The following is a 19,422-nucleotide window of genomic DNA, read 5'->3' on the forward strand; positions in this document are numbered from 1 at the left end:
CTGAGCGCCATCACCGACATCATCGCCCGGCTACGGGCCGCCCCACCGCCACTCCGAGGCCAAATTCGTCCAACATTCGAATACGCCGTGTAAGGTGGGCGCAAAACAGATACTTGCCCAGCCTCTGCGCTCCATCCGGGCTACAGCTGGCGGCTACCTGGGCGGCCCGCATCTTGACGCCGCCCCCGCGTCATGGTGAGTATCCGCCCATGAGCACCGCCGTCCGCCCAGCCCGTCTTTGGTGGCGCACCTCCTAAAGAGGTGGCCGGTGCGATTTTCCTTTCCTAAATCGTCTGAGGTCGCCAGCGCAGTGCGGCGGCCTGATCGTTTGTCCTGTGTGGCGTTCCCTCGGCAAGTCTCGTAAGAGGACCCCAAGAGGATCACATGAACAGGACAGTCTTTGCCCTTCCGGCCAGAAGCGATTACGTGACCCGCGGAGGTCTCGCGATCACGCGCGTGGCGGAGCAGTTTACCGGCGGCGCCAACCGCCTCGACGATCTCGTCAACCTGCTCGACCGCCGCCTTGGCGTGGTGCTGTCCTCGGGCACGACTGTGCCCGGCCGCTACGAGAGCTTTGACCTCGGCTTCTCCGATCCGCCGCTCAAGCTCGAGACCGCTGGCGTCAATTTCAAGCTGGAAGCGCTGAACGAGCGCGGGCAGGTGCTGATTGCCTTCCTCGCTGAGGTGCTGCGCGAGCCCTGCGTCGTGATCTCGGAGAAGACCGCTTCGCGCCTTTCCGGCCACATCATCCGCGGCGATGCGCCGGTCGAGGAAGACCAGCGCACGCGGCGCGCCAGCGTGATGTCGCTGGTGCGTGATCTCGTCGCCGCCTTCTCCGCCAATGATGACGGCCTGCTCGGCCTGTTCGGGGCGTTCGCTTACGACCTCGTGTTCCAGATCGAGGACCTCGTGCAAAAGCGTCCGCGCGAGACCGACCAGCGCGACATCGTGCTCTATGTCCCCGATCGCCTGCTGGCCTATGACCGCGCCACCGGCCGCGGCGTGGTGCTGAGCTACGATTTCACCTGGAAGGGAAAATCCACCGAGGGGCTGCCGCGCGAAACCGCCGAGAGCCCGTATCTGAAGACGCCGCGCCAGGGTTTTGCCGATCACGCGCCCGGCGAATATCAGGCGACGGTGGAGACCGCGCGCGCGGCCTTCGCGCGCGGCGATTTGTTCGAGGCCGTGCCGGGTCAGCTCTTTGCCGAGCCCTGCGACCGCTCGCCGGCCGAAGTCTTCCAGCGGCTTTGCGTCATCAATCCGTCGCCCTACGGCGCGCTGATGAATCTCGGCGAGGGCGAATTCCTGGTGTCGGCTTCACCTGAAATGTTCGTGCGCTCGGACGGACGCCGCGTCGAGACCTGCCCGATCTCCGGCACGATCGCGCGCGGCACCGATGCGATCGGCGATGCCGAGCAGATCCGCCAGCTGCTGAACTCGGAGAAGGACGAGTTCGAGCTCAACATGTGCACCGACGTCGATCGCAACGACAAGGCGCGGGTCTGCGTGCCCGGCACGATCAAGGTGCTGGCGCGCCGGCAGATCGAGACCTACTCGAAGCTGTTCCACACCGTCGACCATGTCGAGGGCATGCTGCGCCCCGGCTTCGACGCGCTCGACGCGTTCCTCACCCACGCCTGGGCCGTCACCGTCACCGGCGCGCCAAAACTCTGGGCGATGCAGTTCGTCGAGGATCACGAGCGCTCGCCGCGGCGCTGGTACGCCGGCGCGATCGGCGCCGTGAATTTCGATGGCAGCATCAACACCGGCCTCACCATTCGCACCATCCGCATGAAGGACGGTCTTGCCGAAGTTCGCGTCGGCGCAACCTGCCTGTTCGACTCGGATCCGGCGGCGGAAGACCGCGAATGCCAGGTCAAGGCCGCAGCGCTGTTCCAGGCGCTGCGCGGCGATCCGCCGAAGCCGCTGTCGACCTTCGCGCCTGACGCGACCGGCTCGGGCAAGCAGGTGCTGCTGATCGACCACGACGACAGCTTCGTGCACATGCTGGCCGATTATTTTCGCCAGGTCGGCGCCGACGTCACGGTGGTCCGCCATGTGCATGCGCTCGACATGCTCGGACAGAAGAGGTGGGATTTGCTGGTGCTGTCGCCCGGCCCCGGAAGGCCTGAGGATTTCGGGATCAAGAAGACCATCGATGCGGCGCTGGAGAAGAAGTTGCCGGTGTTCGGCGTCTGCCTCGGCGTGCAGGCGATCGGCGAATATTTTGGCGGCGAGCTCGGCCAGCTCACGAATCCCGCCCACGGCCGGCCCTCGCGGGTGCAGGTGCGGGGCGGGCGGCTGATGCGCAACCTGCCGAACGAGATCGTCATCGGCCGCTATCATTCGCTCTATGTCGAGCGCGACAGCATGCCGGAGGTCTTGTCCGTCACCGCGAGCACCGAGGACGGCGTCGCCATGGCGCTGGAGCACAAGACGCTGCCGGTCGCCGGCGTGCAGTTCCACCCGGAATCGCTGATGTCGCTCGGCAACGAGGTGGGCTTGAAGATTGTCGAAAACGCCTTCCGGCTGGATGCTGGAGCTAAGTAAATGCTGTCATTGCGAGGAGCGAAGCGACGAAGCAATCCAGACGGTCTCCTCGTAGAAGGTCTGGATTGCTTCGCGGAGCCTGTCATCGGGCCGCGCTTTGCGCGGACCCGGTGGCTCGTAATGACGGCGGACAAACCCAAAGTGAGACACAAATGACCTTTGACCACGATCTGAAGGCGAGCGTTCGCTCCATCCCAGATTATCCCAAGCCGGGGATCATGTTCCGCGACATCACGACTTTGCTCGCGGATGCGCGCGCCTTCCGCCGCGCGGTGGACGAGCTCGTCAATCCCTGGGCCGGCAACAAGATCGACAAGGTCGCCGGCATGGAAGCGCGCGGCTTCATCATCGGCGGCGCGGTGGCGCATCAGCTCTCGGCCGGCTTCGTGCCGATCCGCAAGAAGGGCAAGCTGCCGCACACCACCGTGCGCATTGCCTATTCGCTGGAATACGGCATCGACGAGATGGAGATGCACGTCGATGCGATCCAGCCCGGCGAGCGCGTGATCCTGGTCGACGACCTCATCGCCACCGGTGGCACCGCCGAAGGCGCGGTGAAGCTGCTGCGGCAGATCGGCGCCAATGTGGTCGCAGCCTGTTTCATCATCGACCTCCCTGATCTCGGCGGAGCCGCCAAGCTGCGCGCGATGGACGTACCGGTGCGCACGCTGATGACGTTCGAGGGGCATTAAGGGCCGCAGCGATCGTCAGATCGCCTCGGCCTTTAGCTCAGCCCGCCAATGCAGCATGCGCTCCTTCAGGAGCGCGTTTCGGACATAGGCGGTCTCCTCATCCTCCAGACGCTCGCATTCGCCAAACGTCAGGCCCGCCTCGCCATGCTTGTTCCAGGCGGCCTGGAGCGTGCGGCAGGTGTGGCTTCCCTGGCGCAGCGAGAACCAGATGCGGTTCTGGATCGTCTCCAGGTTCGGGGCCTGGCCGACCCAGGCCTCGCCCGACGCCGCACAGCGGACGACGAAGATGCCCGCAATGGTCTTCCGCTCCTTGTAGGCGGCGATCGCTGCTTTCCGGTCGATGGTCACGGGTGAAGGGCCTTGCTGAGGGATGCTGTTGCGCAAGCTCAGTAGCCGCGGGGACGCATCGCGTCAATATTACCCGGATAAAATATTCAGAACTGTTGCAAGATCAGGCTGAGCTCAAGCTCGCGGAACGCGAGGTAATTGCGCCGGGTCCACTGGTGCAGCTCGGCGGAGGAATCCTTCTCCTGGCGCAGATAGCCGGTGAAGGAGAAATTCAGCCGGTCGATATAGGTATTGAGGAAGCCGGGCAGCGCGGGCAGGCGGAACACCCGTCCCCTGGCCATCGCCGCGGGCAGCTCGCCGCGCACGACGTATTCATTGTCCACGGTGATCAGATTCATGCGCGGGATCTGCCCGCGCAGCATCTCATGAGCGCGGGCCGAGAGGCGGTCGGTGTCGGCAACGAACATGATCATCGGCACGACATGCCGGCGTGCCGCCTCCTTGAGCAGGCCGATCTCGTCGGTCATCTTGAAGAACTCGTCGAAGGCGTGGAAGCCGAGGTCGATGACCTTCGCAAGACCGTCATCGACGATGACGCGGTCCATCAGCTGCATCTTGCCGTAGGTGTCGATCACGTCGGCGGTCTCCGTGATCTTCGGCAGATAGTCGAGCAGCGACGGCTCCTTCAGGTTGACGTCGAAGGCCGTGACGTCCCCGTTCTTGAGCAGCAGGAATTCGCTCAAAAGCCGCGCCAGCAGCGTCTTGCCGACCTGCGGGCGGGGCGAGCAGATGATGTAGACAGGCGTCGCGGGCATCGACAGCTATATCAGGCCAACTCACCGCCCAATCCAGCCGTATCGCACGTCGCTCGCAACTATTTTTCGGCGCTACGGGCCGCAGGCTTGGAGCCGACGATGTCGGTCAGGCGGATGCGGTCGAATTCGCTCCAGACGTTCGCCAGCCAGTGCCGGACATAGCCGCGCAGCACGAACGAGTAGTTCGCGGCATCGTCGTTGATGCCCTTGTTGGCGACGAACTTCAGGAACGGGACGGAGGACACCTCGACCTGCTCATAGGCCATTTCGTTGAGCTTGGGGATGGTCAGCTCGGTCGCGTCCTTGATGCGGTGGAAGTAGGAATTGTAGGTCGCCTGGTCCCACTGGAAGAACTGGGTGTCGTTGATGAAGTTCTTCACCAGGAAATATTTTGCACCACCCATGAAGCCCGCGGTCTCGGCGATCTCGTCGAGCGAGGCGATCGAGGGTCCCAGGATGTGGAACACCGCGAAGGTGATCTGGCCGGCCTTGGCGGCGTCGAGGAAGCCGATGTCGCGCAGCGACGCCAGTGCCGGCGACAGCAGGCCGGCGCGAACGTCGATCACGGTCACCGACGGGCTCGCCGCGTTGAGCGTATCGAAGATCTTCATCTGGTCCGACGTCGTCATCATGTCGACGATCTCGGTGATGTCAGGGTGGAAGCGCTTCAGCGTTCCGCGCGGCGACTCCGTGTCGAAGGCGCGCGTCGGCACGTTGTTGGCGGAAAAATAATCGAGCAAGGTACGCGACACCGTGGTCTTGCCAACCCCACCCTTGTCCGCGCCCACCACAACCACTGCCGGCTTTGCCATTGCTGTCCCCTAACGCGCCCTCCGACTGCGCCTTGCAATCGGCCGGGCCCCAAATCGATGTCCCAAGTCTGCTGTTGGGCGCGAACATGGCAGAAACAAGGGAGAATTCAAATCCTCGGCCCCCGCGTGCGGCAATTCCCGGAGTTTTTCCCAATCGCCGCGAAGCCCGCCGCACGGGGCGGCAAATCATGCCCTCAATGGCGGCCCCAAGGACCCATAGGATTGCCCATCGGATTACCCATGGGATTGCCCAGCGGGTTCCCCGCCGAGGTTCGGGCGGGGCTTGGTTCGGGGGGCGGATTGGCCGGCTTTCCGGCGTCGTTCCATGGGCCCTGCGGCAGCGGCGGAGCGTCCTGCTGGTCGGCCTGCGCGTCCGGCTCTTCCGTCTCCTCGGTGGGCGACGGCAGCGGGCCGGGATCATGGCCGCCGGCGAATTTGACCAGCGCGTCGACCCGGGACTGTACCGAAGGGTGGGTGGCAAACAGGTCGGCAAAGCCCTCGCGCGGATTGTCGACGCAGAGCTCCATCACTGCCGAGGTCGCGCCCGGCAGCTCACCGCGGCCCTCGATCTTGCGCAACGCCGAGATCATCGCGTCCGGGTCTTTCGTCAGCTCGACCGAACCTGCGTCGGCCAGATATTCGCGCGACCGCGACAGCGCGAGCTTCACCACCTGCGACATCAGCCAGGCCACCACGATCAGCACGACCGCGATGATGATGACGATCACCGCACCGCCGCCGGAACTCTTGCTGTCGCTCGACGACGAGGACGATCGCGACGACGAGGAGGAGCCCGAGGACCACGAGCTGCCGGAGCCGGAGCTCCAGTTGAAGCTCGTGAACAGGCGGAAGAACAGCTCGCCGAAGAAGCCGACCACGCCGGCGATGATGACGGCGACGACCATGAGCTGAACGTCGCCGTTCTTGATGTGGGTCAGCTCGTGGCCCAGCACCGCCTCGATCTCCTTGTCGTTCAGCGCATTGAGGAGACCGGTGGTGACGGTGATCGAATATTGCCGCGGATTGAGGCCGGTCGCGAACGCGTTCAGCGCCGGGCTCTCCATGATCTTCAGCTTCGGCATCGTGATGCCGCGCGAGATGCAGAGATTTTCGAGCAGATTGTAGAGCCGCGGCTCCTCCTGCCGGGTGACGTCGTGGCCGCCGGTCACCGCGTCAATCATCGACTGGTGGAAGAAATAGGCGATCACGATCCAGAGGGCCACCGCGATTGTCGCAACCGGCGCGGTGGCGATCAGATCGTGGAAGGCGTGGCTCAGGTAGAAGGCAACGGTTCGGTTGCTGTCGATGACGACTTCGGCGACCAGCGCGCCGGCATAGACCAGCACATAGACCAGCGCGAACAGGCCGGCGAGCAGCAGCATCGAACGAAACTTGTTCGAGGCGATGTGCGTGTAGAGACCATACGCGGCCATGACGCGCCTTCGTCAACGACCGTCGTTCCGGGGCACGCCGAAGGTGTGAACCCGGAACCTCGAGATTCCCAGGTGCGCAATTGCGCACCGTAGTTCGTCGCTTTGCGACGCCCCGGAATGACGGAGAAAAACAATGGACATGTCAGGCAATCAGAACTTCACCTGCGGCGTTGCCTCGACCTCGGTGCGGCTGCCGCCGAGATCGAAGAAATCCTTCCTGGTGAAGCCGAACATGCCGGCGAACAGCGCCGCGGGCATCTGCTGGATACCGGTGTTGTATTCCTGGACCGCGTTGTTGAAGAAGCGACGGCTGGCCGCGATCTTGTTCTCGATGTCCGAGAGCTCGCTGGCAAGCTGCTGGAAGTTGGCGTTGGCCTTGAGGTCGGGATAGGCCTCCGACAGCGCGATCAGCCGGCCAAGTGCGCCGGAGAGCTGGTTCTCGGCGGCGGACACCTGCGCCGGCCCCTGCGCTGACATCGCCGAATTGCGCGCCTTGATGACGTCGTCGAGCGTGCCGCGCTCATGCGAGGCATAGCCCTTCACCGTCTCGACCAGGTTCGGGATCAGGTCATGGCGCTGCTTGAGTTGCACGTCGATATCGGCAAAGGCCTGGCTGACGCGCTGGCCCAGCGCCACCAGACGGTTGTAGGCGCTGAAGGCGAACAGCACGAGGACGACGATAACGCCGAGAACGATCCAGCCGGTCGACATGGAGAACTCCTGATGGGGAAGAAGGCGGGCGCAGCCTAAACCAAATTAACGCAGGGCGAGAGCCCCGGCGCAGGGGGGAGGTAAGACTTGGTCGGATGAGGAACCATCCAAGTTCAAGGCAAAGCGCAGAACGAGGTTAACTTTCGGACATGACGGCGTCACCCCAGCGCCAGCGCCGGGCGCTGGCATAGGCGGCCTTGTCGCGGCGAGGGACCTTCGCGAGCTCGACATCGTCCTCAGTGCAAAGCTTTGCCGTGATCTCGGCCTTGCCGACATCAGGCGTCGCCAGCACGCGCGAGGCGCGCATTGCGGGCGGCGTGCGGGTCAGGGCGACGTAGATGAAGCGCTCGTCCTCGAACGGCACCTCGGCGCCCTTGATCTGGCGATGCGCCTGTGAGCGTGGCAGGCGTTGGCTGAAATGGCACCAGTCGGGCGATGTGAGCGGGCAGGGCTTTTCGTGCGGACAGGGCGCGGCGACATGGGCGCCTGCTGCGATGAGCTGCTGGCGCAGCGCGAGAATGCGCGCGTAGCCGGCGGGCGTGCCGGGCTCGATCACGACCAGCCCGCGGCGCGCTTTCGCCCACATCGCTTCGGTGAGCGCGCGTTGGTCACTCTCGCCGAGCTCGCCGATGATGTAGCTCGCAATGACGAGATCGGCTTGCGGGACCTCGGCAAGGTTACCGCTGGCGTCACCGGGCAGGTAGCGGCAGTCCGCCAATCGCGAGCTGTTGCGTGCCAGTTCGAGCGCGAGCCGGCTCAGCGTGGCGTTGGCGTCGAGCAGGGTGAAGTCTTGCAATGACGAAAAGGCCTCCGCGGCCGCCCAACTCGCGGTGCCCGGGCCTGCGCCGACGTCGAGCAGCGTTACCGGGGCGAGGTCCGGTGCAATCCCGGTCAGTGCATTCAGGCTCGCGGCGACGGCCGCGTAGGTCGCCGGCATGCGCGCGAGCGCATAGGCGAGCGCATCAGCCTCGGACTTGATCGTGCCGGAGCCGCCGCCTGCGCGATAGGTGTTCGAGATCTGCGACGACCGCCGGGCGGCGTCGGTGCGCGAAAAGCCCTGGAGCTTGGCGTCGAGGGCCGCTTTCAGTTCGGGAGGAAGGGTGGGTGAGATCATGAGCAACCTCACGTCATTCCGGGGCGCGCGAAGCGCGAACTCTGATGCGCAATTGCGCATCAGAGAAGTTCGAGATTGTAGCGCGAGATTCCGGGTTCGATGCTGCGCATCGCCCCGGAATGACGGCTAAAGATCTCAAGCCACGTTCTGGTCGAGAATGTCCACCGCCTCTGACAGGCTCACCGACACCAGCTGCGAGACGCCGCGTTCGGCCATGGTGACGCCGAACAGCCGGTTCATCCGCGCCATCGTGATCGGATTGTGCGTGATGATGATGAAGCGGGTGTCGGTCGAGCCGGTCATCTCGTGCAGCAGGTTGCAGTACCGTTCGACGTTGTGGTCGTCGAGCGGTGCGTCGACTTCGTCCAGCACGCAGATCGGCGAGGGGTTGGTGAGGAACACGGCGAAGATCAGCGCCATCGCGGTCAGCGCCTGCTCACCGCCCGAGAGCAGCGACAGCGTCTGCGGCTTCTTGCCCGGCGGCTTGGCGATGATCTCGAGACCGGCTTCCAGCGGATCGTCGCTCTCGATCAGGTGCAGCGCTGCTTCGCCGCCGCCGAACAGCTCGACGAACAGGCGCTTGAAGTGGCTGTTGACGACCTCGAACGAGGTCAGGAGCCGCTCGCGCGCTTCCTTGTTGAGGCTCTGGATGCCCTGGCGCAGCCGCTTGATGGCTTCGACGAGGTCGTCGCGCTCGGTGACGAGACCGGTGTGCTGGGTCTCGACCTCACGCAGCTCTTCCTCGGCGCGCAGGTTCACCGCGCCCAGGCGCTCGCGGTCGCGGCGCATCTTTTCGAGGTCTTCCTCGATGTCGTGCAGCGGCGGCAGCTCGGCGCCGGACTCGATCTCGGCAAGGCCTGCAACGGCCTGCGGCTCGACTTCCAGCATGTCGCGGATTTCGCGCTCGATGTCTTCGAGCCGGCGCCGTGCGCCTTCCATGCGCTCCTCGGCGCGGGCGGTGGCTTCGCGGGAGCTGGAGAGCGCTTCAAGGGTCAATTTCGCGACGCGATCGGTCTCCGCCATCGCGCTTTCCGCGGTGGCGAGCGCGTCGGCGGCCATGCGGCGGTCGTTTTCCGCGTATTCGATCTCGGTGATCAGCGCGCTGCGCTTCTCGGCGAACACGGCGGGCGCGTTTTCGAGATCGCTGCGCTCGATCGAGACCTCGGTTATGCGGGTCTGGATGGTGTCGATATGGGAGGCCGCGCTCTCTTTACGGTTCTGCCACTCGGTGCGTTCGGCGAGGATCGCCTGCACGCGGCGATCGGCAAGCTCGGCTTCGCGCGCCAGCGCCTGCGCCTCGGCGCGGACCTGGGCGGCCATGCGGCGATGGCCTTCGATGTCACTGCGGACGGCGGCGAGACGCGTTTCGGTCTCTTCGCTCGACGGCAGCTCGGTGATCCCGGCGGCGGCGTATTCGTACGCGGCCTCGGCCTCGGCGCGGTCGGCTGCGATGCGGCTGTGCGCTTCCGAGAGCGTCGCCTTGCGCGCGGCGTGGCGGCTGATCTCGCGCTCCGCCGTGGCATGGCGCTCACGCGCGGTGTTGAGCTCGCGCTGCGCGGCGCGCCAGGCTTCGCGGCTGGCGCCTTCGGTGCTGGCGGCCATCTGCAGCTCGGACTCGGCGTTCTCCAACGCCTGACGCTTGATCTGCGCGTCGATGCGGGCCTGTTCGAGCTCGTTCTCGATGTCGACGAGTCGGGCGCGCTCGGCAAGGCGCCGTGCGGCTCCGGTCGGCGCGTGAGCTGCCGCGACGAAGCCGTCCCAGCGCCAGACGTCGCCCTCGGGCGAGACCAGCCGCTGGCCTGTCTTGAGCTGCGAGACCAGTTCGGCACCGCGCTCGCGCGGCACCACGCCGATCTGCGCCAGGCGGCGAGCCAGCTCGGCCGGCGCCTGGACGTGGTTGGCGAGCGGGACGGCGCCCTCGGGCAGCTCCGGATCACCGTCGGTGACGGCGCCGGCATTGGTCCAGCGCATCGGCGCGGACGGATCGACCGGGGCATCGAGATCGTCGCCGAGCGCGGCGCCGATCGCCTTCTCAAAACCCTTGTCGACGGTGATGCCGTCGATGATCGGCGGCCACAGATTCTTGGTCTCGCCATTGACGATCTTGGAGATGGTGCGCGCCTCGGTCTCGAGCCGCTGCACGCGCTTGTCGGCTTCGTTCAGCGGCGAGCGCGAGGATTCCAGCGTTTGCCGCGCGGCGACATGGGCCGCTTCGCTCGCCTGTGCTGCGGCTTCCGAGGCCGCCAGCGTCTGCTCCGCGGTCTCGACCGTCGCGGTCAGCTCGTCGAGATCGCCGAAGCCGCCGATCTCGTTGGCAAGCTTCTGCTCTTCCGCCGCGACATTCGCGATCTCCTGGTCGAGACGGGCGAGCTTGTCGCGGTGGGTGCGGACGTTGGCTTCGAGTTGATTGCGCTTGGCGGTGAGGTCGGCGAGCTCGGTGGTGAGCTCGGCGAACTGGCTTTCGGTCTCGGTGAGCGTTGCCTCGGCTTCCGCAACGCGCTCATCGACACCCGAGCGCTTCTCGACGCGCGACTTGATCTCTTCCTTCAGCTCGGCGTCTTCGGTGTCGAGCCGCTGCAGCGCGACGTCGGCATCCATGGTCTGCTGCTGGGCGCGCGAGATGTCGCCTTCGAATTGGGCGAGGCGACGCTCGAGCTCGGCGACGCGCTCCTTGGCGCGCTCCTCCTCGCGGTCGAGCAGCTCGCGGGCATTGGTCAGGCGCTGCAGCCCGGCTGCGGCGCGCGCTTCGGTATCGCGCAGCGCCGGCATTTCGGCGGCGCGGATGGCCTGGATACGGGCGGCTTCAGCCTGGTGCTGGGTGCGCTCGGCCATCTCGCGGACCGCGAGATCGTGGGTCTGGCCGGACTCGTTGACGTCGGCGTGAGCGCCGATCCAGCGCAGATGGAACAGCGTCGCTTCGGCCTTGCGGACCTTGGCCGCAACCTCGCGATAGCGCACGGCCTGACGGGCCTGCTTCTTCAGACCTTCCATCTGGCCGGAGAGCTGACCGATCACGTCCTCGACGCGGAGGAGGTTGGTTTCGGCCGCCTTCAGGCGCAGCTCGGCCTCGTGACGGCGGGCGTGCAGACCGGCGACGCCGGCGGCGTCTTCCAGCACGCGGCGGCGTTGCTCGGGCTTGGCCTGAATGATCTCGCCGATCTTGCCCTGGTGAACAAGGGCCGGCGAACGCGCGCCGGTGGCTGCGTCGGCGAACAGGATCTGCACGTCGCGGGCGCGCACGTCGCGGCCGTTGATGCGATAGACCGAGCCCGCCTCGCGTTCGATGCGGCGGGAGACTTCGAGAAGCTGGCTGTCGTTCATCGCCGCGGGCGCGGTGCGATCGGCGTTGTCGATCGTCATCGTCACTTCGGCGTGGTTGCGCGCCGGACGGTTGCCGGAGCCGGCGAAGATCACCGCGTCCATGTCGGCGGCGCGCAGCGACTTGTACGAGGTCTCACCCATCGCCCAGCGCAGCGCTTCGACGAGATTCGACTTGCCGCAACCGTTGGGTCCGACCACGCCGGTCAGGCCGGGGTCGATGACGAAGTCCGTGGGCTCAACGAAGGACTTGAAGCCGTGAAGGCGCAGGCGGGTGATCTTCATAAGCACGCATCTCTGTTGGCAGGCGCGAATCCCCCTGCCGGGACAATACCATGGAAGGCAATGTCGCTGTCTGGGTGAGTCGCGCGAGGCGGCTCATGCGGCGGACAATGGCCGCGGTGCGCCGCGAGGGCAACCGGCGAAAACCGCTTTTCCCAAGGGATTTATGCCGGGAAAGATACGGCTTTTGAGATGCGAATCAGGCGTTGTTGCGCTGAGAATCAGCTCTTCAGCAGCGGGTTGATCTTCTTGGCGAATTCCTCGAACGAGGCCTCGCCCTTGATCTTCTCGCCGTTGATGAAGAACGTCGGCGTCGAATCAACCTTCAACACGTCGCTCGCATATTTCTGGTCGGCGGCGATCTTGTCGAGCAGCGCCTGGTCCTTCAGGCAGGCTTCGACCTGCTGCTGGGTGAGGCCGGCCTGTTTGCCGATCCGCGTCAAGGTCTCGGTGGTGTTCTTCAACACCCAGTCGTTCTGCTGGCGGAACAGCATGTCGTTGACCGCGAAGTATTTCGACGCATCGCCATTGGCGATGCAGCGCGACAGCATCGAGCCGGCGGCGGCTTTGATGTCGAGCGGGAACTCGCGGAAGATGTAACGGATCTTGCCGGTGTCGATGTATTCGGACTTGATCTTGGGGAACACCTGCTCGTTGAAGGTTGCGCAATGCGGGCAGGTCATCGAGGCGAACTCGGTGATGGTGACGGGGGCGTCCTTCGGGCCGAGCGCCATGTCCGGCAGCGAGACGGGTTTGCCAACATCGGCAGCGGTCTGCGCCATCGCTTCAGGGATCATGGCCTCGGAGATCAACCGCACCGGCGACAGTCCGGCGAGCGCGGCAAGCCCGGTCAGCGACAGCATCGTGGTGAAGGCGCGGCGGGTGATAATCACGGTCGGCTCCCGAATTGATTGTGGTCTCGCCCCAAGGGTCTTATCGAGTTGTCTTATCGAGTTCCCGCCCGGGCGGCCTGTCGCTAGCTTGAAACTTCGTTTGAGGCAATGGCGAGCGGCAAGGACAGGTCCACATTAGCGCCGGAATGAGGCTCAATTTCGCTTGATGGCGGCCCCGAGCCGCGCCAGCGCTGTCTTCAATTGTTCATCTTCGATGTCGCCCAGGCTCTCTGCCACCTTGGCCACCGACTTGGCGTCCGGCGGGGCGGGCCGGGCCGGTCGGCGGGCGCGCGACAGGGGGGCCTGGCGAAACGCCAGCTTGCCGACTGCGCTCCAGCCGAAGAAGCGGTTGACCCGCTCCAGGATCACGTCGGCGGAGTGCTGGATCTCCAGCGCCATCGGCCCCTCGACCCGGAGCACCAGGGTCGCCGGCTCCTGCGGCTGGCCCTCCACCGGGCGCGGCCACTGCATCTTGAGCGGCTCGGCATGGGCCGCGATCTCCGGCCCGGCAATCTGCGCCCACCGCGTCACCAGCTCGCGCGCGGCAAAGCCCTGCTTGGCATAGGCCTCGGCGAAGACGTCGTTGAGCAGGAGCGACAGCGGCTTGGCGCTGATGGGACCGGGTTTGGACATGGGGCCTTATAGCACCCCCCGCGCGCTGGCCACAGCTCTTGGCCGTCATGGCCGGGCATAGCCGTACTAAGGACGGCGTCGCTTCCGCTCGCCTGTGTCCCGGCCATCCACGTTCTTCCTTCGAAGAAAAGCGTGGATGCCCGCGACAAGCGCGGGCATGACGTGGAGGGGCCGGTGTGTTGCCGTTACAGTGTCGGCATGAGCCCCAAATCTGCCCTCAAGCCCAAGTCGGAACCACTTCAGGCGGAAATCTCGGCGCGCCCGTTGGCGCTCCTCCAATGGTACGACCGCCACCGCCGCCGGCTACCCTGGCGCGCGGCACCCGGAGAGGCATCGGACCCTTACCGCGTCTGGCTGTCCGAGATCATGCTCCAGCAGACCACCGTGAAGGCGGTCGGACCCTATTTCGAAAAGTTCGTCGCGCGCTGGCCGGATGTGACGGCGCTCGGACGGGCTTCGCTCGATGACGTGCTGCGGATGTGGGCCGGGCTCGGCTATTACTCGCGTGCGCGCAACCTCTATGCCTGCGCGGTCGCTGTGACGCGCGACCATGGCGGCGTCTTTCCCGACACCGAGGAAGGCCTGCGCGCGCTGCCGGGCATCGGGCCGTATACGGCGGCCGCGATCGCGGCGATCGCCTTCGATCGCCGCACCATGCCGGTCGACGGCAATATCGAGCGGGTGGTGTCGCGCCTGTTCGCCGTCGAGGAGGAATTGCCGCAGGCCAAGTCCCTGATTCAGCAACTGGCCGCCACGCTGCTCGCGGACACTCGCGCTGGTGATAGTGCTCAGGCGCTGATGGATCTGGGCGCCTCGATCTGCACGCCGAAGAAGCCGGCCTGCTCGCTGTGTCCGCTGAACGAGGATTGCACGGCGCGCGCGCAGGGAACGCAGGAAACCTTTCCGCGCAAGGCGCCCAAGAAGAGCGGGACGTTGCGCCGCGGCGCCGCCTTCGTCGTCACGCGCGGCGATGAGCTTCTCGTCCGCACCCGTCCCGAAAAGGGCCTGCTCGGCGGCATGACCGAGGTGCCCGGCTCGGATTGGCTCGCAGGACAAGACGACGCGACGGCGAGGAAGCAGGCGCCGGACCTGAAGGGGCTATCGCGCTGGCAGCGCAAGCTGGGCGTGGTCACCCACGTCTTCACGCATTTTCCGCTGGAGCTGGTGGTTTACACGGTCAAGGCCGAAGCCCGCACCCGCGCGCCCGAGGGCATGCGCTGGGTGCCGGTCGCGACCCTTGCCGATGAAGCGCTGCCCAACGTCATGCGCAAGGTGATCGCGCACGCGCTGGACTGAAAATCTCGGGCGACGCGCGGTCTCGCGCTCTCGATCGACGTCCCCGGGTGCCGCGCTGCGGCGCATAGCCTGCTGACACCCTGCTGGCAGCAGCCCTACGCTATTGGCGAGCAGCAACGGAGGTTCGTATGGTCAAGACCGCGCTCGACAACTTTTCAAAGCCGCCCTGCGCCGAGCTATTGGGATGGCGGCTGCTCGATGCCCGTCCGGACGAAGGCTGGATCAAGCTTGCCTTCGAGGGCAAGCCGGAGTTCTGCAATCCGGCCGGCTTCATCCAGGGTGGCATGCTCTCGGCCATGCTCGACGACACGATGGGACCGGCGGTGCTGGTGATGAGCGAGGGCCGGCTCTACACCACCACCATCAGCATGACCGTGAATTTTTTGGCGCCCGCGAAGCCCGGCCCGATCATCGGCGAAGCAAAGGTGACGCAGCTCGGCAAGACCATCGCCTTCGTCGAGGCAAAGCTGATGGCAGAAGACGGCACGGTGCTGGCGACGGCAAGCGCAAGCGAGCGGTTGCTGGAAGCGGCGAGGGTGGTGCGGTAAGGCGGGCACCCGTCTCTCGCTCCCTCGCCCCGTTCTTACGGGGAGAGGGTGGGGTGAGGGGCCTCTCTCCGCGAGTGAGATTGTCGATAGACCTGTACCCCCTCACCCGGATCGCATCTTCGATGCAATCCGACCTCTCCCCGCAAGCGAGGCGAGGTGAAGAGAACGTCCACAACAACTAGCTCCTAAGCCCCCACCCGCCGCGCGTTCGCGCTCACGATCGGCGGCTTGGCATTCAACGCCTCGACCTGGAAGCCGGCGACGCGCTTGTAGTTGGCGGCGATGTCTTCCAGCTCCTTTTGCGACAGCACGTCGGTGACGACCTTGTAGCCGTCGGGCGCGCGCTCCTCGACGAGCTGCATCACCTGCTCGGGGCCGTTCTTGCGGTTGAGCAGGACGAGGTCGGTGGTCGCGGGTCGCCGCTCGGCCTCATAGGCCAGCAGCGCCGCGGTCGTCGGACCATGCGCCAGGATCTCGCGGGTGAGGACCCGGGCATCGAGGATCGCCTGCGAGGCGCCGTTCGATCCGATCGGGTACATCGGATGCGCGGCATCGCCCATCAGCGTGACGCGGCCGAACGTCCACTGCGACGCCGGATCGCGGTCGACCAGCGGATATTCGTAGGCGTGCGGGCAGTTCCGGATCAGGCCGGGCACGTCGAGCCAGTCGAACTGCCAGCTCTCGAACAAGGGTAAAAACTCCTCCAGCCGCGCAGTGCGGTTATAATCCTCGCGCCGCCACTGATAGGTCGGCGGCATATGGCGCTCGGCGACCCAGTTGATGAGGTGATTGCCTGAGGCATCCGGTTCCCTGGAGATCGGATAGCAGACGAATTTCAGGATCTCGTGCCCGGCCATGATCATGGTGCGGCCGGTGAGGAAGGCTTTTGCCGGTGTGACGCCGCGCCAGAGGATGCGCCCATTCCAGATCGGCGGTCCTTCCTTCGGATAGAGCTTTTCTCGTACGGCGGAATGGATGCCGTCGGCGGCGATCAGGATCGCGCCTTCGTAAGTCCCTGCGGCTTTGCCGGTCGCCCTGTCGATGAAGTCGGCGCGCACGCCGTTGGCCGTCTCGCTCCAGCCGGTGAGATGATGGCTGGTGAGGATGTTGTCGCGCCCAAGCCGCTCGATCGCGGTGTCGAGCAGGAGCTGCTGCAGCGTGCCGCGATGGATCGAGAACTGCGGCCATTTGTAGCCGGCCTCGAGCCCGCGTGGCTCGCTCCAGATCGGCTTGCCGTGCTTGGAGAAATAGGCGAGCTCGCGGGTCCGGACGCCGCTGGCGTCCAGCTTGTCCATCAAGCCGAGTTCGATCAGCTCGCGCACCGCATGCGGTAGCACGTTGATGCCGACGCCGAGCGGCTTCAATTCCGCGACGCTTTCGAACACTCTTACGGGAACGCCGATCTGGTGCAGGCTGAGCGCAAGCGTCAGCCCGCCGATGCCGCCGCCGGCGATGAGTACGGTCATGACAAAACTCCTCCAATTGCAGGCGTCTTGGCACAGGCGGGCGGCGGTGGGCAACTGCGAAGAGGATGTCGTGCTATGGATCTCGGAGACGACAGTCGTTAATTTCCAGCTTTCCCATGAGGTTCGACATGCTCAAGCTCTACTACGCCACCGGTACCTGCGCGCTCGCCACCTACATCACGCTGGAAGAGGCGGGGGCCGACTACACGGCCGAGCGGCTGAGCTTCAAGACCAACCAGCAGAACAGCCCGGAGTATCTGGCGATCAACCCGAAGGGCCGCGTCCCGGCGCTGGTGACCGATCGCGGCGTGCTAACCGAGACGCCGGCGATGCTGGCCTATATCGCGCAGACTTTCCCCAAGGCGAAGCTCGCGCCGCTCGACGATCCCTTTGATTTTGCCCAGGCGCAGTCGTTCAACTCCTATCTCTGCTCGACCGTGCACATCAATCACGCCCACAAGATGCGCGGCGCGCGCTGGGCGACCGAGGAGAGCTCGTTCGCCGACATGAAGCAGATGGTTCCGAAGACCATGGGCGCCTGCTTCGCGCTGATCGAGCAGAGAATGTTCATGGGACCTTGGGTCATGGGCGAGCAGTTCACGATCTGCGATCCCTATCTCTACACCCTGTCGACCTGGCTCGAAGGCGACAGCGTCGACATCAATGCCACGCCGAAGATCGCCGACCATTTCAAGCGCATGTCCGACCGCCCCGCGGTGCGCAAGGTGATGGACGCGCAGAAGGCGTAAGGCGTCAGGGAGCGTAGGGCCGCCCCCGTCCTGCGAAGCTTTCCAGCTAGGACGGAGTGCCCCATAACTCACGCTCTCCGACCGGCTCTATCCGATAGCCATGCTGTTTCAAAATGGCCGGCGCCTGTTCAAAGGCGCCGTCGTGCAAGGCAAGGAAGATCATGCTCTTGTGATCGGACAAGAGCCGCGCGGCGCCCGTAAGGGCAAGTGTCTCTGCGCCCTCGATATCCATCTTGATCAGGTCCGGGGTGGGAAAGTCATCGAGCCGAACTGTCCTGACGGGCGTTCCGGACTCAGAAATCTTCCCCATGTAGCCATATTTGCCGGCATCATCGTTCGTACGGAAAAACGTCTCCCCGGCTCGGTCGGTTACGGCCGCCTCGATGACTTCGACATTCTTGATGTCGTTGAGTTCCAGATGTTTGCGGAGCTTTGCCGTGTTGGCGAGGTTTGCTTCGAACGCAAAAACACGCCCCTTTGGTCCGACACGCCTGGATAGCATCAGGGTGTAGTATCCGGCGTGTGCGCCGACATCGAAGACCGTCATGCCTGGTTTCACGCGGGCGGCGATCGCCTTGGCATGATCGCTTTCATATGTGCCGAGCCAGCAACTCTGATTGCCGGCTCCGACGACCCACCTCAGTCCTCGGTTCGGTCCGGTGAGCACCGGCATGACGGAAGAGGGCGAAATCAGCTTGAATGGAAGTCGGATCAACCATCCAAGTGGTTGGTGCGGGTCCAGCATGCTTGCGATCTCCTTCGATTTCCGTGGCCGGCCGGCTCATATAGGCACGTAGAATCCTTTTCAGTCGAGTGCTTTGCGCTCCGAATGGGATCTCGATTGCCCCTCCGAGGCTCATCGGTTGTGTCGGTCAAGTTCCCGTCCCGTCTCCAGCATCAGCCGCCGCAGCCAGATCGAGCCGGGATCCATCTGCGCGCGGGTCGGATAGAACATGAACTGCTCGTCGATGCCGGGATCGAGCGGCGGCGTCACCGTGACGAGGGCAAACTGTTTCGACAGCGCGGCGATCAGCCGCCGCGGCACGAAGGCGACGAGGTCGGTGCGCGCGGCGACGTGCAGCGCTTCGAGATAGCCCGATACGACCAGCGAAATGTGCCGCTCGATGCCCTTGCTGCGCAGCCAGGTGTCGATCAGATCCTCAGGCTGGCCGCGGATGAATCTGGCCTCGAGCCGAAGCGGCTCGAGATCCCTCGCAATCCTCTGCCTGATATTGTTGCTGAGGGTGCAAAAGCGATATACTGATTTACAGAGTTGCCTGTCGGACGTGCCGAAGTCCCCTTTTGATATTTCAATGGCAACGTGCATGCCGTCGGCGGGCATCAATCTAGAGCCCGATTTCGGCTCCATCCAAATCTAAAGTGCATCTTCAGACAACCTTCGAACGGAGGAGAAAATGCCTTTATTCATCACCTATGCCTCATATTCCAACGCCGGCATAAAGGGGATCATCGACAAGCCGATAGATCGCACCGAGCCGATCAGGGCAGTGGTCGAGAAGGCGGGCGGCAAGCTTATAGCGGCCTATATGACGACGGGCCCGCATGACGTGGTGATCGTTACTGAGCAGGCTGATGGATCCGATGCGGTCGCGGTTGGGATGGCTGCAGCTGCAAGTGGGGCGGTAGCCAAACTAGAAACAGTGCGTGCCTGGACGCTTGACGAATTCAAAGGCATTGCTCAAAAGGCGTCCCGGTGTGCCGAAGCGTATGTTCCGCCCGGGCGGTGATTGCGAGTCTCAAGGAGAAGGACCGGAGTGCTCAGCACTCCGGCCATCCGTAGTTAAGGTCAAGAGTGTTGGCG

At 64.8% G+C, this 19,422-nt stretch carries 17 protein-coding genes and 1 pseudogene; 6 read left to right on the forward strand and 12 right to left on the reverse strand.

Going from position 1 to position 19,422, the window contains the following annotated elements; genetic code table 11:
- Window positions 1–384 precede the first annotated feature (384 nt).
- Together AC630_RS00200 and AC630_RS00205 are read left to right on the forward strand one after the other, a co-directional pair.
- Complete coding sequence (locus tag AC630_RS00200) at window positions 385–2,550, forward strand: anthranilate synthase component I (protein ID WP_074116508.1); 2,166 nt, start codon at window positions 385–387, stop codon at window positions 2,548–2,550.
- 152 nt (window positions 2,551–2,702) lie between these two features.
- Complete coding sequence (locus tag AC630_RS00205; RefSeq protein WP_074116509.1) at window positions 2,703–3,242, forward strand: adenine phosphoribosyltransferase; 540 nt, start codon at window positions 2,703–2,705, stop codon at window positions 3,240–3,242.
- A gap of 15 nt (window positions 3,243–3,257) precedes the next feature.
- Here the strand turns inward: AC630_RS00205 and AC630_RS00210 are convergent, their stop codons facing one another.
- The 9 genes from AC630_RS00210 to AC630_RS00250 all read right to left on the reverse strand — a co-directional run bounded on the left by AC630_RS00210 (window position 3,258) and on the right by AC630_RS00250 (window position 13,541).
- Window positions 3,258–3,590, reverse strand: a complete 333-nt coding sequence (locus tag AC630_RS00210; protein WP_074116510.1) for a GIY-YIG nuclease family protein — start codon at window positions 3,588–3,590, stop codon at window positions 3,258–3,260.
- Window positions 3,591–3,676: 86 nt separating this feature from the next.
- Window positions 3,677–4,345, reverse strand: coding sequence for a hypothetical protein (locus AC630_RS00215; protein WP_074116511.1), 669 nt, complete (start codon window positions 4,343–4,345; stop codon window positions 3,677–3,679).
- Between the two features lie 59 nt (window positions 4,346–4,404).
- Window positions 4,405–5,157, reverse strand: a complete 753-nt coding sequence (locus AC630_RS00220; protein ID WP_074116512.1) for a P-loop NTPase family protein — start codon at window positions 5,155–5,157, stop codon at window positions 4,405–4,407.
- Window positions 5,158–5,351: 194 nt separating this feature from the next.
- The gene (locus tag AC630_RS00225; protein ID WP_074116513.1) at window positions 5,352–6,590 is read right to left on the reverse strand and encodes a M48 family metallopeptidase; all 1,239 of its coding nucleotides are present in this window, start codon (window positions 6,588–6,590) and stop codon (window positions 5,352–5,354) included.
- Window positions 6,591–6,740: 150 nt separating this feature from the next.
- Complete coding sequence (locus AC630_RS00230) at window positions 6,741–7,301, reverse strand: LemA family protein (RefSeq protein ID WP_074116514.1); 561 nt, start codon at window positions 7,299–7,301, stop codon at window positions 6,741–6,743.
- A 136-nt stretch (window positions 7,302–7,437) separates the two neighbouring features.
- On the reverse strand, window positions 7,438–8,415 hold the full coding sequence (locus tag AC630_RS00235) for a small ribosomal subunit Rsm22 family protein (protein WP_074116532.1): 978 nt from the start codon (window positions 8,413–8,415) through the stop codon (window positions 7,438–7,440).
- A 135-nt stretch (window positions 8,416–8,550) separates the two neighbouring features.
- Entirely contained in the window at window positions 8,551–12,018 is a 3,468-nt protein-coding gene (smc, locus tag AC630_RS00240) for a chromosome segregation protein SMC (protein WP_074116515.1), read from the reverse strand.
- Between the two features lie 218 nt (window positions 12,019–12,236).
- On the reverse strand, window positions 12,237–12,908 hold the full coding sequence (locus AC630_RS00245; protein WP_074116516.1) for a DsbA family protein: 672 nt from the start codon (window positions 12,906–12,908) through the stop codon (window positions 12,237–12,239).
- A 153-nt stretch (window positions 12,909–13,061) separates the two neighbouring features.
- On the reverse strand, window positions 13,062–13,541 hold the full coding sequence (locus AC630_RS00250; protein WP_074116517.1) for a DUF721 domain-containing protein: 480 nt from the start codon (window positions 13,539–13,541) through the stop codon (window positions 13,062–13,064).
- 198 nt (window positions 13,542–13,739) lie between these two features.
- Between AC630_RS00250 and mutY the strand changes: the two genes are divergently transcribed.
- Window positions 13,740–14,837 (forward strand): A/G-specific adenine glycosylase, encoded by a 1,098-nt coding sequence (mutY, locus tag AC630_RS00255; RefSeq protein ID WP_074116533.1) that lies wholly within the window; start codon window positions 13,740–13,742, stop codon window positions 14,835–14,837.
- Window positions 14,838–14,965: 128 nt separating this feature from the next.
- Entirely contained in the window at window positions 14,966–15,385 is a 420-nt protein-coding gene (locus AC630_RS00260) for a PaaI family thioesterase (RefSeq protein WP_074116518.1), read from the forward strand.
- Window positions 15,386–15,570: 185 nt separating this feature from the next.
- Here the strand turns inward: AC630_RS00260 and AC630_RS00265 are convergent, their stop codons facing one another.
- Complete coding sequence (locus tag AC630_RS00265; protein WP_074116519.1) at window positions 15,571–16,851, reverse strand: flavin-dependent oxidoreductase; 1,281 nt, start codon at window positions 16,849–16,851, stop codon at window positions 15,571–15,573.
- A 128-nt stretch (window positions 16,852–16,979) separates the two neighbouring features.
- Between AC630_RS00265 and AC630_RS00270 the strand changes: the two genes are divergently transcribed.
- The gene (locus AC630_RS00270) at window positions 16,980–17,600 is read left to right on the forward strand and encodes a glutathione S-transferase family protein (protein ID WP_074116534.1); all 621 of its coding nucleotides are present in this window, start codon (window positions 16,980–16,982) and stop codon (window positions 17,598–17,600) included.
- 46 nt (window positions 17,601–17,646) lie between these two features.
- Here AC630_RS00270 and AC630_RS00275 read toward each other — a convergent pair whose 3' ends face one another.
- Window positions 17,647–18,345 carry an FkbM family methyltransferase gene (locus tag AC630_RS00275; protein ID WP_074116520.1) on the reverse strand — a complete coding sequence of 233 codons (699 nt, stop codon included), beginning with the start codon at window positions 18,343–18,345 and terminating at the stop codon, window positions 17,647–17,649.
- 111 nt (window positions 18,346–18,456) lie between these two features.
- Window positions 18,457–18,777: pseudogene (locus AC630_RS00280) on the reverse strand (LysR substrate-binding domain-containing protein); the annotation flags it as partial.
- Window positions 18,778–19,015: 238 nt separating this feature from the next.
- Here AC630_RS00280 and AC630_RS00285 point away from each other — a divergent pair.
- Window positions 19,016–19,348, forward strand: coding sequence for a GYD domain-containing protein (locus AC630_RS00285; protein ID WP_074116521.1), 333 nt, complete (start codon window positions 19,016–19,018; stop codon window positions 19,346–19,348).
- The last annotated feature ends 74 nt before the right edge of the window (window positions 19,349–19,422 follow it).

The sequence above is a fragment of the Bradyrhizobium sp. AS23.2 genome (assembly GCF_001908185.1).
Classification (GTDB): domain Bacteria; phylum Pseudomonadota; class Alphaproteobacteria; order Rhizobiales; family Xanthobacteraceae; genus Bradyrhizobium.